The organism is Streptomyces sp. WMMB 322 (assembly GCF_900090145.1).
Lineage (GTDB): Bacteria > Actinomycetota > Actinomycetes > Streptomycetales > Streptomycetaceae > Streptomyces.
The window spans coordinates 116,853-130,519 of the sequence record NZ_FMHI01000005.1 but is presented as its reverse complement, the minus strand read 5'-3'; the positions used below and the strand labels follow the sequence as shown (position 1 = coordinate 130,519).

General features: G+C 72.0%; 12 protein-coding genes and 1 pseudogene. 8 read left to right on the top strand and 5 right to left on the bottom strand.

Translation table 11 applies throughout. The features are described 5' to 3' along the window. Nucleotides 1–282 precede the first annotated feature (282 nt). The gene (locus H180DRAFT_RS10470; protein ID WP_107097628.1) at nucleotides 283–765 is read left to right on the top strand and encodes a hypothetical protein; all 483 of its coding nucleotides are present in this window, start codon (nucleotides 283–285) and stop codon (nucleotides 763–765) included. A gap of 140 nt (nucleotides 766–905) precedes the next feature. On the opposite strand, the gene H180DRAFT_RS10465 is transcribed toward H180DRAFT_RS10470, so the two are convergent. The 4 genes from H180DRAFT_RS10465 to H180DRAFT_RS10455 all read right to left on the bottom strand — a co-directional run bounded on the left by H180DRAFT_RS10465 (nucleotide 906) and on the right by H180DRAFT_RS10455 (nucleotide 3,739). Beyond that, nucleotides 906–1,574: a Maf family protein gene (locus H180DRAFT_RS10465; protein ID WP_079100001.1), complete on the bottom strand. Its 669-nt coding sequence runs from the start codon at nucleotides 1,572–1,574 to the stop codon at nucleotides 906–908. 47 nt (nucleotides 1,575–1,621) lie between these two features. Continuing rightward, on the bottom strand, nucleotides 1,622–1,759 hold the full coding sequence (gene mmpB, locus H180DRAFT_RS29785; protein WP_175437755.1) for a morphogenic membrane protein MmpB: 138 nt from the start codon (nucleotides 1,757–1,759) through the stop codon (nucleotides 1,622–1,624). A 121-nt stretch (nucleotides 1,760–1,880) separates the two neighbouring features. Then, nucleotides 1,881–2,132, bottom strand: a complete 252-nt coding sequence (locus tag H180DRAFT_RS10460; RefSeq protein WP_055485753.1) for an acyl-CoA carboxylase epsilon subunit — start codon at nucleotides 2,130–2,132, stop codon at nucleotides 1,881–1,883. Between the two features lie 14 nt (nucleotides 2,133–2,146). Next, the gene (locus tag H180DRAFT_RS10455) at nucleotides 2,147–3,739 is read right to left on the bottom strand and encodes an acyl-CoA carboxylase subunit beta (RefSeq protein WP_055485752.1); all 1,593 of its coding nucleotides are present in this window, start codon (nucleotides 3,737–3,739) and stop codon (nucleotides 2,147–2,149) included. Nucleotides 3,740–3,913: 174 nt separating this feature from the next. Between H180DRAFT_RS10455 and H180DRAFT_RS10450 the strand changes: the two genes are divergently transcribed. The 6 genes and pseudogenes from H180DRAFT_RS10450 (at nucleotide 3,914) to H180DRAFT_RS10425 (ending at nucleotide 12,466) form a co-directional block, all read left to right on the top strand. Continuing rightward, nucleotides 3,914–4,852 (top strand): biotin--[acetyl-CoA-carboxylase] ligase, encoded by a 939-nt coding sequence (locus H180DRAFT_RS10450; protein ID WP_055485751.1) that lies wholly within the window; start codon nucleotides 3,914–3,916, stop codon nucleotides 4,850–4,852. A gap of 342 nt (nucleotides 4,853–5,194) precedes the next feature. Further along, on the top strand, nucleotides 5,195–6,457 hold the full coding sequence (locus tag H180DRAFT_RS10445; protein WP_055485750.1) for an adenylate/guanylate cyclase domain-containing protein: 1,263 nt from the start codon (nucleotides 5,195–5,197) through the stop codon (nucleotides 6,455–6,457). Between the two features lie 116 nt (nucleotides 6,458–6,573). Further along, nucleotides 6,574–7,383, top strand: coding sequence for an enoyl-CoA hydratase/isomerase family protein (locus tag H180DRAFT_RS10440; protein ID WP_074466727.1), 810 nt, complete (start codon nucleotides 6,574–6,576; stop codon nucleotides 7,381–7,383). A gap of 218 nt (nucleotides 7,384–7,601) precedes the next feature. Next, nucleotides 7,602–8,744, top strand: a pseudogene (locus tag H180DRAFT_RS10435) (GGDEF domain-containing protein); the annotation flags it as partial. Nucleotides 8,745–9,436: 692 nt separating this feature from the next. Further along, nucleotides 9,437–10,984 carry a histidine ammonia-lyase gene (gene hutH, locus H180DRAFT_RS10430; RefSeq protein ID WP_055485749.1) on the top strand — a complete coding sequence of 516 codons (1,548 nt, stop codon included), beginning with the start codon at nucleotides 9,437–9,439 and terminating at the stop codon, nucleotides 10,982–10,984. 258 nt (nucleotides 10,985–11,242) lie between these two features. Continuing rightward, on the top strand, nucleotides 11,243–12,466 hold the full coding sequence (locus H180DRAFT_RS10425; protein WP_055485748.1) for an FUSC family protein: 1,224 nt from the start codon (nucleotides 11,243–11,245) through the stop codon (nucleotides 12,464–12,466). 60 nt (nucleotides 12,467–12,526) lie between these two features. On the opposite strand, the gene H180DRAFT_RS10420 is transcribed toward H180DRAFT_RS10425, so the two are convergent. Continuing rightward, a complete protein-coding gene (locus H180DRAFT_RS10420) occupies nucleotides 12,527–12,865 on the bottom strand; it encodes a hypothetical protein (protein ID WP_079100000.1) in 339 nt (112 codons plus the stop codon). A 127-nt stretch (nucleotides 12,866–12,992) separates the two neighbouring features. Between H180DRAFT_RS10420 and H180DRAFT_RS28560 the strand changes: the two genes are divergently transcribed. Continuing rightward, nucleotides 12,993–13,586 carry a hypothetical protein gene (locus H180DRAFT_RS28560; RefSeq protein WP_074466725.1) on the top strand — a complete coding sequence of 198 codons (594 nt, stop codon included), beginning with the start codon at nucleotides 12,993–12,995 and terminating at the stop codon, nucleotides 13,584–13,586. Nucleotides 13,587–13,667: the final 81 nt, after the last annotated feature.

Below are 13,667 nucleotides of genomic sequence, written 5' to 3'. Positions count from 1 at the left end.
GGCCGCCGCAGTCCTCGGTTTTTCCCGTCATCCCAAGGTACGCCGGGTTTCCGGTGCAGCTCGGGGATCTCCTGGTGTGGTCAAGGTCTCCGCCCCGCCCCCGGTGGCCGACGGCCTGGTCTTTGTGGGGTTCCTATGAATCGCGAGGGGAAACTTTGCTTCCTGCCGGGCCTCTTGCCCACGGTGATACCCGTAAGTAGCGTTCACGGTGCCATGGCGGCGTACTCCAGGTAACGACCAGCATCGGGCCATGGGTGACGGAAGCGGAAGTGGGTGGGCGAGGTGGGGCTCCGACGATCGGTGGCCGCGGCCGCGGCGCTGGTACTGGTGGTCGAGGCAGTCGGCCTCGTTCTGCTGCATATCTTCCTCGGCATGGTCGTGGACGAACAGCAAATGTCCATGGCGGGACTCGAACCCCGCTCGATGTCGCTCTCCGCCGTGATCGCGGGTGCGCTCGTCGGCTGTTATCTGCTGCTGTGCGCGGTGGTGTTCGCCAGTACGGCGATCCGTGACCGGGCGCCCGTGGGAATACTGCGCATCCTGCTCATCAGCGCCGCGGTGGTGCACGGCCTGCTGGGCGCGGTGTCCGTCGGGCTGGTCGGCTGGCTCGCGTTCGTGTTCATGATGGTGGTGCTGGGACTGATCGTGTGGTCCCTGCTGTCCTACAGCGTCGAGGAGAGGGCCGCGGAGGGGACTTCGCAGCCCTCGACGGACAACTCGCCGCCGCCGTCGGGCGGTCCGCATCCGGAGCCCTCGGCACCGTAGAAGCGGAACGCGGGCGGGGCTCCCTCCCGGGCCGGGGCTCAGGCACGAGGAGGCCGGGCCTCAGGCGCGAGCGCACCGCCCGCCCGTAGGCCCGGACGGCCCGGGAGGAACCCCGGACGACCGCTCGCTCCCCGCCGCTTTCAGGACCACAAGTCCGTGATGCGCACGTCCAGTTGCGCGAGGAGATCGCGCAGCAGCGGCAGCGACAGCCCGATCACCGTTCCGTGGTCTCCCTCGATTCCCCTGACGAACGGCGCGGAGCGGCCGTCGAGCGTGAACGCGCCCGCGACGTGCACGGGTTCTCCCGTCGCCACGTAGGCGGCGATCTCCTCGTCGGTCGGCTCGCCGAAGTGCACGGTCGTGGACGCCGTCGCCGAAGTGCTGCTGCCGTCACGGGTGTCGAGGACGCAGTGCCCCGTCTGCAGCACTCCCGAGCGGCCGCGCATCGCCTTCCAGCGCGCCGTCGCCTCCTCGGCGTCGGCGGGCTTGCCCAGGGGCTCGCCGTCCAGCTCCAGCACGGAGTCGCAGCCGAGCACGAGCGCGTCCGCGGCACGGGGAAGCGCCGCGACGGCCTGTGCCTTCGCCTCGGCCAGCACTCGCGCCAGCTCGCCGGGAGTCGGTGCCGACAGCGTGTCCTCGTCCACGCCGCTGACTATCACCTCGGGCGAGAAGCCCGCCTGCTCGAGGAGACCCAGCCGGGCCGGGGACGCGGAGGCGAGGACGAGCCGGCGCACGGGCCGGGCGGGCGGCTGCTGCGGCGAGGAAGGTGAGGAAGGTGAGGAAGAAGAAGCTGAGGAGGAAGAGGCCATGGGCGCAATCGTAGAGACCCGGCGGGGGCCGTCCGCCGGTACGCCTGTCAGGCGTCCGGCCGCACGTTGGCCAGCACGACGGAAGCGATCACGACGACGGGCAGCAGCCAGTACAGGCGCCGCAGCATCGCCAGCGTCGCGCGCATCTCCTTCGGAGGCTCGTCGCGGGGGTCCGACCACAGCATGAATTCCATGCTGCGGCGGACGCCGGTGCGGCGCCTGAGTACGCGTACTCATTCCGGCCCGCACGTGCCCGCGGCCGCTCCGGGCGCGGGCACGTGCGGGCCGGAAGGAGCCGGGGCCGCGTCAGGCGGGCCAGAACGTCGTTCGCCACGCCTTCGGGCCCGGGTGAGGCACACGGCGCGGGACCGTACGGGCAGGGTCCGACCATTCCTGCGCGGTGCGGGAAGCCGGCGCCTGCGACGCCACCGCGGCCGCCCGCGCCCTGACCACCGCCAGGGCGGCGGCCAGTTCCTCCGGGGTCGGGTTGCCCCGCACCACCTTGATCGGCGGGAACGGCGGGTTCTCCCCCCGCTCCTCTGTCGTCGGGTCGAGCATGGCGAACGGCCTCCTCACAGCGGGATGTTGCCGTGCTTCTTCGGGGGCAGCTGCTCGCGCTTCGAACGGAGCGTGCGCAGACCGCGGGTGATGTGGCGGCGGGTCTCGGACGGCATGATCACAGCGTCCACATACCCGCGTTCGGCCGCGGCATACGGATTCAGCAGCGCGTCCTCGTACTCCTGGGTCAGCTCCGCCCGCAGCTGCTCCCGTTCCTCCTCGTCCTCGACGCTGCCGAGCCGCTTGCGGTAGAGGATGTTGACGGCGCCCTGCGCACCCATGACGGCGATCTGCGCGGTGGGCCAGGCGAAGTTGAGGTCGGCGCCGAGGTGCTTGGAACCCATGACGTCGTAGGCGCCGCCGAAGGCCTTCCGCGTGATCACGGTGACCAGCGGCACCGTCGCCTCCGCGTAGGCGTAGATCAGCTTGGCGCCGCGCCGGATGATGCCGTCGTATTCCTGGTCCGTGCCCGGCAGGAAGCCCGGCACGTCGACGAAGGTGAGGACGGGCACGTTGAACGCGTCGCAGGTGCGCACGAACCGCGCCGCCTTCTCGCTGGCGTCGATGTTGAGGCAGCCGGCGAACTGCAGCGGCTGGTTGGCGACGACGCCCACCGACTGGCCCTCGATCCGTCCGAAGCCGGTGATGATGTTCGGGGCGAACAGCGCCTGTGTTTCGAGGAATTCACCGTCGTCGAGTACGTGCTCGATCGCGGAGTGCATGTCGTAGGGCTGGTTCGCGGAGTCCGGGATGAGCGTGTCCAGCTCGCGGTCCTCGTCCGAGGTCTCCAGGTCCGCCTCCTCGGGGAAGACCGGGGGTTCGGACAGGTTGTTCGACGGCAGGTAGGACAACAGGCCCTTGACGTACTCGATGGCGTCCTTCTCGTCGCCCGACATGTGGTGCGCGACGCCCGAGGTGGCGTTGTGCGTGCGGGCGCCGCCCAGTTCCTCGAAGCCGACGTCCTCGCCGGTGACCGTCTTGATGACGTCGGGACCCGTGATGAACATGTGCGACGTCTGATCCACCATCACCGTGAAGTCGGTGATCGCCGGGGAGTAGACCGCCCCGCCGGCGCACGGGCCGACGATGAGGCTGATCTGCGGGACGACGCCGGACGCGTGCACGTTCCTGCGGAAGATCTCCGCGAACAGGCCGAGCGCCACGACCCCTTCCTGGATGCGGGCGCCGCCGCCGTCGTTGATCCCGATGACCGGGCAGCCGTTCTTCAGGGCGAAGTCCATGACCTTGACGATCTTCTCGCCGTACACCTCGCCGAGCGAGCCGCCGAAGATCGTGAAGTCCTGCGAATAGACGCACACGGGACGGCCGTCGACCGTTCCGTAGCCGGTGACGACACCGTCCCCGTACGGACGGTTCTTCTCCAGGCCGAAGTTGGTCGAGCGGTGCCGGGCGAACTCGTCCAGCTCAGTGAAACTGCCCTCGTCCAGCAGCAGATCGATCCGCTCACGCGCTGTCAGTTTGCCCTTGGCGTGCTGTTTCTCCACCGCGCGCTGCGAACCCGCGTGCGTCGCCTCCGCAGCGCGGCGTTCGAAGTCCGCGATCTTCCCCGCGGTCGTGTGGATGTCTGGGCTCTCCTGCTCGGACATCTGCGTGCGGCTCCTACTCGTCAGCGTGCGGCTACCGTTTCGTAGGTTATCCGCGAAGAAGCCGTTCGTCGGTGCGGCGTTGGCCACACTCCTGCCTGCTGCGGCACGGCTGCCTGCCGCGGCACGGCCCCGCCGGGCGGGCGGCGGCACCGGGGGCGGGCCTACGCTGACGGCATGACGCCGAACCCCTCCGGAGACCCGGGCGGCCGCTGGTCCGACCTCGGCCGCCCACCGCTCAACGCCGCCGCGCTGCGCCGCGCACTGACCGGAGCGGACAGTGTGTGGACATCGCTGGACGTCGTCGAGCGCACCGGCTCGACCAACACCGACCTCGCCGCGCGCGCACGCGACGGAAGCGCGCGCGAGGGTGCCGTGCTCGTCGCCGAGGAGCAGACGGCGGGCCGCGGCCGGCTGGAGCGGGGGTGGAGCGCACCCCCGCGCTCCGGTCTCTTCGTGTCGGTGCTTCTCGTGCCGCCGGTGCCGCAGGACCGCTGGGGGTGGGTGCCGCTGCTGGCGGGGGTGGCGACGGCGAGCGCGCTGGCCCGCACGGCGGGAGTGGACACGAAGCTGAAGTGGCCCAACGACGTCCTCGTGGACATCGGGGGTGAGGAGCGCAAGACCGGCGGCATCCTCGCGGAACGCACCGACGTGGCCGCGGCGCAGGGCCGGGGCGACGGGGCGGGTGGGCCGGGCGGCGCGGGAATCGTCCTCGGTATCGGCCTCAACGTCTCGCTACGCGAAGCGGAGCTGCCCGTGCCCACGGCCGGCTCGCTCGTCCTCGCCGGAGCACCGGCCGCCGACCGCGATCCGCTGCTGCGCGCGGTGCTGCGTTCCGTCGAGGACTGGTACGGGCGCTGGGCCGCCGCCGACGGGGATCCCGCCGCCTCCGGCGTGCTGGAGGCGTACGCCGCGGGGTGCGCGACGCTCGGCCGGCATGTGCGGGCGGAGCTGCCCGGAGGCGGGGAACTCGTCGGCGAGGCGGTGGCCGTCGACAGCGACGGGCGGCTTGTGATCGGTACCGGAGAAGGGGTGCAGCGGCCCGTCGCGGCGGGCGACATCGTGCACCTGCGCGGTCACGGGGGCCACGGGAGCGACGACGGCGCGGAGGCGTGACCGCCGGGGCTCCGGCACCCTCCCGCGGGCGCCTCCGGCCACGGGTCGCAGAAAATGGCTCGGCAACGGGCTCGGCGGCCGGCCGGCAACGGCTCGGCGACCCGGCTCGGGCCGGACAAACACCCTCACCGGGACCGGCCGCACAGGGTAGGTGTTGCGCCGGGCCGGTGGTCCGCTTCTGATGGGCCGTTCGCAGAGGGACCAGTTCAGCGCGCTGCTGCCGTATGGTTGGCGCGGCGGAGGGGACACGGATGTCAGGCGTCCCGGTGATCCCCGGAAGATCTCAGCAAGAGGGCGGAAGGGCAGTGCGCAGGGACGACCGGACCGGGCGAGGGGCGGACAGTGGCCGACGATGAACCGGACATTCCCGCGCGCCCGTCCGGATCGCAGTCGGCGCCGGAGCCGGGAGGCGGACAGGGGTCCGCGGACGCGGCCCCGGCCGGACGGTCCGGCGGCACCGGAGACACCGGAGGCACCGGCGGCACCGGCGGGGCGGCACTCGACTTCTCCGTCTCTCCGGACTCTCCGAGCTCGGCCGGCGGCCCCGGGGCGGACGGCCCCGACGGCACGGACCCCGAAGGCGCCGCCGACGACGAGGACGACCCCAGCGCCCTGCGCATCGAGCAGCTGATCCTGGGTTCGAAGCGGCAGTACACCCCTTTCCAGGCGGCCCGGGCGGCCGGGGTCTCGATGGAGCTGGCCTCCCGCTTCTGGCGTGCGATGGGCTTCGCCGACGTCGGGCAGGCCAAGGCCCTCACCGAGGCGGACGTGCTGGCGCTGCGGCGGCTCGCGGGCCTCGTGGAGGCGGGCCTGCTCAGCGAGGCGACGGCCGTGCAGGTCGCCCGTTCGACCGGACAGACCACCTCACGGCTCGCCGACTGGCAGATCGACTCCTTCCTGATGGGTCTGACGGAGCCGCCCGAGCCCGGCATGACGCGCAACGAGGTCACCTATCCGCTGGTCCAGCTGCTTCTGCCCGAGCTGGAGGAGTTCCTGGTCTACGTGTGGCGGCGTCAGCTCGCCGCGGCCACGGGCCGGGTGGTGCAGGCACTGGACGACGAGGACACCGTCGCCCGGCGGCAGGCGATCGCCTTCGCCGACCTGGTGGGCTTCACACGACTGACGCGACGTCTCGAGGACGACGAACTCGGCGAGCTGGTCGAGGCGTTCGAGACGACGTCGGCGGACCTGGTCGCCGCGAACGGCGGCCGCCTGATCAAGGCCCTCGGCGACGAGATCCTCTACGTGGCCGAGGACGCGGGCACCGCCGCGGAGATCGGCCTGCGGCTGATCGAGACCATGGCGAACGATCCGACAATGCCCGAACTGCGCGTGGGCATCGCCTTCGGCACGATGACGACGCGCATGGGCGACGTCTTCGGCAACACCGTCAACCTGGCGAGCAGGCTGACGTCGATAGCGCCGAAGGACAGAGTCCTCGTGGACGGCGATTTCCGCGCGGAACTCGTCGCCTCGGGCGATGCACCGGAGTCGGAGAAGGAGACCGAGGACCTCTCGGACTACCGCTACGCCCTGCAGCCGCTGTACCAGCGTCCCGTGCGCGGCCTCGGAGTCGTCGAGCCCTGGATGCTCAACCGCCGCTGAAAGGCGCTCACTTCGCTCACTTCGGCTCAGCTCTCCGTCCTTTGTACCGGCGGGCCGGAGGCGGACCGTAATCTGATGCGCGTCCGTCCTGAGCGCGCGTCAACCCGGAGGGCCGCATGAGCACGGTGACTGAGAAGCGTTTCGGCGAGTGGATCGTGGTCCGCAAGGACTCCGGGACCCATGTCGCCGAGCTCGTACTGGACCGGCCGAAGGCCATGAACGCCGTGTCCGCCGAGCTCGCCGCCGGTCTGGTCGAGGCGTGCACCGATCTCGGCCGGGACCGGCACGTGCACGCCACGGTGCTCAGCTCCAGCAACGACCGGGCGTTCTGCGTCGGCGCGGACCTCAAGGAGCGCAACGCCCTCAGCGACGCCGACCTCAGCCGCCACCGCCCGACGGCCCGCGCCGCCTACACGGGTGTGCTGGACCTGCCGATGCCGACGATCGCCGCCGTCCACGGCTTCGCGCTCGGCGGAGGCTTCGAGCTGGCGCTCTCCTGCGACGTGATCGTCGCCGACTCCACGGCCGTGGTGGGGCTGCCCGAGGTCTCCGTCGGCGTCATCCCCGGCGGCGGCGGCACGCAGTTGCTGCCCCGCAGGGTCGGAGCGGCCCGCGCGGCCGAGCTGATCTTCTCCGCGCGCCGCGTCGAGGCGGCGGAGGCACGCGAACTCGGTCTCGTGGACGAACTGGTCGAGGACGGAGCGGTCCGTGCCGAGGCGCTCGCGCTGGCCGGCCGCATCGCCGGGAACTCACCTGTGGGCCTGCGGGCCGCGAAGCGGGCGCTGCGCACGGGCTGGGGACTGGACCTGTGGGCCGGGCTGGAGATCGAGGACGCCGCCTGGCGCACCGTCGCCTTCTCCGGGGACCGCACGGAGGGCGTCGCCGCCTTCAACGAGAAGCGGAAGCCGCAGTGGCCGGGGGAGTGAGGCGCTGCCGGCGGCCGGCGGCGCGTCCCGGTCGCAATGCGCTGAGGCCCTGGCGTCCCGCCGGAGCGGTGCCGGAGTAACCCGTACGGCAGGTCCGTGCGCGGGCTTCTCGTGCCCGCGGTACGGCCGTCGGCACACGGCACGGACGGCCGCACGTGCGGCCGGGGGGACCGGACCGGCCCGAGAAGATTGTCCTGACTCGTCCTAGCCTGGCTCTCATGGGAGAGGACGAACGGCTGCGGGCTGTCGTCGAGCTGGCGCAGGCCATGGCAGGGGCGCAGCGCTTCTGCGAGGCGCACCCCCGCCACTCGACGCTCCGTGAGGTCGCGCACGCCGCGGCCCAGCGGGCGTGCGCCGGCATGAACGCCGCCTTCGCCGCTCTCTCCGCATGGGACCGGGCACGGGGACGCCTCGACGTACTGGTCAACGTCGGCGAACTCGCCCCGGGGGAGCAGGAGTTCCCCGAGGACGAGTCCTACCCGGTGCACGACTTCCCCGAGATCACCGAGCCGCTGCCGGAACGGTGGGCCGCGGACGGCGCCGAGGAGCCGCTCGCCTGGATCGAGACGGCCGAGGGGGAGGGGCGCGAACGGCCCGGCCGGTCCGGCGCCGCCCCCCGCAACGCGCGCGTGGCCGCACTGCGCCGCCGCGGCCGCGGCTGCTGCGTCGTGGCGCCGATAGTGCTGCGCGGGCGTGCCTGGGGCGAGCTGTATGTGGCCCGCCGTTCCGGGGCACCGGTCTTCGACCGTTCCGACGCGCACTTCGCGGCCGTACTGGCCGAGATCATCGCCGCCGGGATCGCGCAGAACGAGCAGCTGGAAGAGGTGCGCCGCCTTGCCTACACCGACCAGCTGACAGGCCTGGCCAACCGCAGGGCCATCGAGGGCAAGCTGGACGACGGCCTGGAGCGTCACCGCGAGGACGGCACCGTGGTGAGCCTCGTCGTCTGCGACCTCAACGGCCTCAAGCGCGTCAACGACGAGCAGGGCCATGCCGCCGGCGACCGGCTGCTGGAACGGTTCGGGATGGTGCTGTCGATGTCCGGGGCGAAGCTTCCGGGTGCGCTGGCCGCACGCCTGGGCGGCGACGAGTTCTGCCTGCTGACGGTCGGACCGCCCGCGGACCAGGTCGTACGGGCCGCGGAGGAGGTCTGCCGCAACGCCCTCGGGCTGCGGGGCGGCGACGGTGTCTCGTGCGGTGTCGCCTCCACGGGAGACCGGATAGGGCGGATACGTTCGGCGGCCCGCCTCTTCCGGTTGGCCGACGCCGCGCAGTACAGGGCGAAGGCCGCGCGTGCGCTGGGACCGGTGGTGGCGGGTCGCCGGGGCGGCACCGAGGATCCCGTCGTGCGTCTCGCCGACGCCTCGGAGGCCGAGGAGGCAGCAGCAGCGGCGCCGCCGGCGGGCGACCGCCGCCACTTCCGCGGTCACACCCCGAAGCCGGACGAGGCACCGGACGAGGCGGGGGTCAGGGAGACCGGCGAGGGCGGTCAGCAGCATCCGCCGGACGTGCAAGGCCGGCAGGACACACACCCGCGGGGCGGAGAGGCCCAGGACCGGGAAGGGGACGAGGTCCGGGACCGGCAGGGGGAAAGGGATGCGGCCCAGGACCGGGACTCGCAGGGCCGGAACCCGCAGGCCGGGGAGGCCGGGGAGGCTGAGGGCCGGAGGCCGGGTCCTGCGGACCCGCCGGACCGGCACATACGCACCGAACGTCCCGACGAGTCCGCTGCCGTGCGCGGCCTCCGCACCGACGGGACGGACTCCTCCCGTGGTCCCTCTCGCCGGCACTCGATCGACCCCTCCCGCGACTCCCGCCCGCCGGACCGGCAGGGACCGCGCGTCCGGAGCCACGGGGCGTGAGCGGCCGGCCGCCGGATCGGCGCCCGTCCGCCCGGTACCGCACCGCTTTCCGCAGCCCCACTGCGAACCCCCGCCCCGGCGTCTCCCGGCGGCAACGCCGTGGGGAGGACCCCGCACCCTCCCGCGTCCCCGTCCGCACACCCCGGTCGTGACAGGAATCGATTCACTCTTTAGGCTGCCTGAATATGAGTATGCACACCGTGGTGCTGGGCGACTCCGGCACGAGCCCCGAAGACGTCATCGCCGTCGCCCGGGACGGCGCCCGTGTGGAGCTGTCGGCCCGGGCACGGGCAGCACTCGACGCCTCCCGGCGGCACATCGAGGAGCTGGCAGCCAAGACCGAGCCCGTCTACGGAGTCTCCACCGGCTTCGGGGCGCTCGCGGTGCGTCACATCAGCCCCGGCCTCCGCGCCCAGCTCCAGCGCAACATCGTGCGCTCGCACGCGGCCGGCATGGGCCCGCGCGTGGAGCGTGAGGTCGTACGCGCGCTGATGTTCCTGCGCCTGAAGACCCTCGCGTCAGGGCGGACGGGCGTACGGGCCGAGGTGGCGCAGTCCATCGCGGACCTGCTCAACGCCGGCGTCACCCCCGTCGTGCACGAATACGGCTCCCTCGGCTGCTCCGGCGATCTCGCCCCGCTCTCCCACTGCGCACTGACACTCATGGGCGAGGGCGAGGCGGAAGGCCCCGACGCCACGGTCCGGCCCGCCGCGGAGCTCCTCGCCGAGCACGGCATCACGCCCGTCGAACTGCGCGAGAAGGAGGGGCTCGCCCTCCTCAACGGCACGGACGGCATGCTCGGCATGCTCCTGCTCGCCTGTGCGGACCTCGCCCGCCTGTTCACCTCCGCGGACATCACCGCCGCGCTCACCCTGGAGGCGCTGCTCGGCACGGACAGGGTCCTCGCACCGGAGCTGCACGCCATCCGACCGCACCCGGGCCAGGCCGCCTCGGCGGCCAACATGCTGAAGGTGCTTGCCGGTTCGGGGCTGACCGGCCACCACCAGGACGACGCGCCGCGCGTCCAGGACGCGTACTCGGTGCGCTGCGCCCCGCAGGTCGCGGGCGCCGGACGCGACACGCTCGCGCACGCCCTGACGGTCGCGCGGCGCGAACTCGCCTCGGCCGTCGACAACCCGGTCGTGCTGCCGGACGGGCGAGTGGAGTCCAACGGCAACTTCCACGGGGCGCCCGTCGCCTACGTGCTCGACTTCCTCGCCGTGGCCGCCGCCGACCTCGCGTCGATCGCCGAGCGCCGGACCGACCGCCTCCTGGACAAGAACCGCTCGCACGGCCTGCCGCCGTTCCTGGCGCACGACGCCGGTGTCGACTCCGGCCTGATGATCGCCCAGTACACGCAGGCCGCCCTGGTCAGCGAGATGAAGCGGCTGGCCGTCCCGTCCTCCGCCGACTCGATCCCCTCCTCCGCCATGCAGGAGGACCATGTCTCGATGGGCTGGTCCGCGGCCCGCAAGCTGCGCAGCGCGGTCGACGCCCTGACCCGGGTCGTCGCCGTCGAGCTGTACGCCGCGGCGCGTGCCGTCGAACTGCGTGCCGCGGACGCGAGGCTGACGCCGGGCGAGGCGTCCCGCGCGATCGTGGACGCGTTGCGCGGGGCCGGCGTGGACGGGCCGGGGCCCGACCGGTTCCTCGCACCGGATCTGGCGGTCGCCGAGCGCTTCGTCGGGACGGGAGCGCTGGTGCGGGCGGCCGAGTCGGTGACGGGCGAGCTCGCCTGAGGCCCACGGACCCGCCCGAGCACCGGGACGGCCCGAGCCCATGGGACGACGGCCCGAGCACGCGGGACGGTCCGAGTCCATGGGACGACTGCCCGAGGCCGGTCCGGACTCCCGGCTTCCGGGCCCTCTCCCCGGCAAGCGGAAGAGGAGACGTCCGGGTGTGACGTAATCGTCGGCACCGGGTCCGCCGGGCATGCGCAGAAGTGCCATGACGGGGTACGCATCGCTTTCGTTCACCCGTAACCAACAGGAGAGGAAATGGCACAGGAGACGGCGCTGCCACAGCGGACGCAGGAGGCTTCCCAAGGGCGGGTCGCCCGTATACGGCAGTGGCTGCGGCGTGCGGTGGGTTCGGACGGACATGAGCGGCACACCCTGGCGCTGATAGGCAAGAGCACACTGGCCGCCCTCATCGCCTGGTACATCGCCAAACAGCTGATGGGAGCGCAGTCGCCCGCGTTCGCGCCGTTCTCAGCTGTGCTGATCATGCAGGTCACCGTCTACCAGTCGCTTCTTCAGTCGCTGCGTTACCTGGGAGCCGTCTCGCTCGGCGTGGCGCTGCAAGGGCTGTTCGGATTCCTCGCCGGGCCCGGACTGGTGACGTTCGCTCTCGTGGCGCTCGCCGCGATGGCCATCGGCCGCTGGCGTCCGCTGGGTTCACAGGGATCGCAGGTGGCGACGGCCGCGTTCTTCGCGTTCTCCACCTACGCCACGGCGACCACTCCCGGCGACAAGTTCAGCCAGCTCAGCCAGATCATCCTGCTCGTCCTCGTCGGATGCGGAGTGGGGGCAGCGGTCAACCTGCTGGTGATGCCCCCGATGCGTTACCGCAGCGCCGAGAGCGGCATCCACACCCTCGCCCACGCGCTGTGCGACCTGATCGGCGACATGTACCCGGCGCTGCGCAACCAGCACCTGGAGGAGGAGCGCACCAGGCACTGGCGTCACCGGGCGTCGCAGCTGGGGCCGATGGTGAGCCAGGCCCAGTCGGCGGTGCGCACCGCGGTGGAGAGCACGTACTACAACCCCCGGCGGCTTCTGCAACGCCATCACGGCCGCGTGACGTTTGCGGGGTACCGGGCCGTCATCGACGCCCTGGAGCGGGTCACGTACCAGCTGGCTTCCATGGTCCGGAGTCTGGACCAGTGGCACGACAGCAAGGACGGGGAGGCTTACGGCGAATTCCTGCGCGACTACGGCGACTTCCTGCGCACGCTCGCGAAGATATCCGACCTGTTCAGCAAGATCGACGAGGACCGTCTGCACGAGCAGGCACCCGAGCTGTGCCGGGCGGCGGAGCAGGCGCAGGAGGCCCGCACGCGTCTCGTGGAGGCGGCGGAGGAGAACTCGCTGCCGGTGGGAGACCCCTCCCGGCCGTACGGGATCCTGCTGGCGGAGGCCACGCGGCTGATGGACGAGTGCCAGTACACCTGCGACGTGCTGCAGAAGTCCGTCGACAGCCAGGGTTCGCCTTGCGACTGAGGGCTGTGGCCGGACAGGCCCTCGGGTCTGTCGCCGGGCATGTCCTGGTCGGGACAGCCCCTAGCCGGCCTTGCGGCGCCGTGCCCGCAGGATCATGGCGCCGCCGGCGCCGGCCACTCCGAGCGCGCTCAGGAAGAAGGGCGAGGTGACGCCGTCCCCCGGCTGCTCGGCGGCGGACGCCCGGCGGGCGCGGTCGGCGGCGGCGTCCGTCGCGTGCGGCGCGGAGGAGGCGCCCGAGTACGAGGTCGCTGAGGGGTGCGCCCCGCCCGGGCCGGTGGTGTCGGGGGCGGCCCTTGCGGAGGGGACGAACCAGAGGGCACACAGCACGGCGCCGGCCGCGGTGGCCGTCATCAGGGACCGGCGGTGAGCGGAGATGCTGGATCGTCCGGCTGCGGACACGGAGGAAGCCCCTTCCAAGCGCTGTCGTCGTCCGGCCGCGCCATGAACTGGCGGCACGGTGGCTGATGTTATAGACAGCCGCGGGTCGTACGGAAGCCGAGCCTCCGTTCCGTCCTACGCTCCGGACATGGCTGCCGACGAGACAACGCGTACCGAACTGTCCGACACATCCGCACAGTCCTCGCCGCACATCCGGCTCCGCGTCGATCTGGTCGTCGAGATCGCCGACGCGGATGTTCTGACCAGGTCGGCCCTTGATCACATCGCCCGTGACGAGCTGATGCCGGACGAGGAGCGCGCGGACGCCGAGGAGGTCGTCCGCGGGGACGCGGGGGAGGCGCTCGCCTGTCTGGTCGACCCCTTCGACCTCGTGCGGGAGCTGCCCGGGGTCGAACTCGCGCACGCCAGTTGGGGCAGTGAGGAGATGGACGCGGACGACCTCGACGCGTTCTCGTTCCTCGAAGGGGCGGGCGGCCTCGACGACGAGGAGCACGAGCACGACCACGAGCACAACCGCACCCACGACCACGAGCACGAGCACGAGTACGACCGCGAGGACGACAACGAACACGGCCGTGACCAGTCCGGTGAGGACCCCGCGGCCGGTCTCCCCGACGAGAGCGGTCCCGCGGACTTCGACGAGCCGCTCGACGACCTGGAGCAGGACTTCCGCGAGGACATCCACGGTGAGTTCCGCGGTCTGGACGGCGTGCGCCGCTGAGTGTCCTTCGTCACAGAGTCGACGGATTGTCCGCCCGGGCATTTCCGCAGGTCACAGTCATTTCTCAAGTTGATTTGCCAC

Excerpts from the sequence above, each read along its gene's own strand:
- H180DRAFT_RS10425 (WP_055485748.1), top strand. The coding sequence starts at position 11,243 with ATGGCACAGGAGACGGCGCTGCCACAGCGGACGCAGGAGGCTTCCCAA.
- H180DRAFT_RS28560 (WP_074466725.1), top strand. The coding sequence starts at position 12,993 with ATGGCTGCCGACGAGACAACGCGTACCGAACTGTCCGACACATCCGCA.
- mmpB (WP_175437755.1), bottom strand. The coding sequence starts at position 1,759 with ATGCTGTGGTCGGACCCCCGCGACGAGCCTCCGAAGGAGATGCGCGCG.
- H180DRAFT_RS10440 (WP_074466727.1), top strand. The coding sequence starts at position 6,574 with ATGAGCACGGTGACTGAGAAGCGTTTCGGCGAGTGGATCGTGGTCCGC.
- hutH (WP_055485749.1), top strand. The coding sequence starts at position 9,437 with ATGCACACCGTGGTGCTGGGCGACTCCGGCACGAGCCCCGAAGACGTC.
- H180DRAFT_RS10465 (WP_079100001.1), bottom strand. The coding sequence starts at position 1,574 with ATGGCCTCTTCCTCCTCAGCTTCTTCTTCCTCACCTTCCTCACCTTCC.
- H180DRAFT_RS10460 (WP_055485753.1), bottom strand. The coding sequence starts at position 2,132 with ATGCTCGACCCGACGACAGAGGAGCGGGGGGAGAACCCGCCGTTCCCG.
- H180DRAFT_RS10450 (WP_055485751.1), top strand. The coding sequence starts at position 3,914 with ATGACGCCGAACCCCTCCGGAGACCCGGGCGGCCGCTGGTCCGACCTC.
- H180DRAFT_RS10455 (WP_055485752.1), bottom strand. The coding sequence starts at position 3,739 with ATGTCCGAGCAGGAGAGCCCAGACATCCACACGACCGCGGGGAAGATC.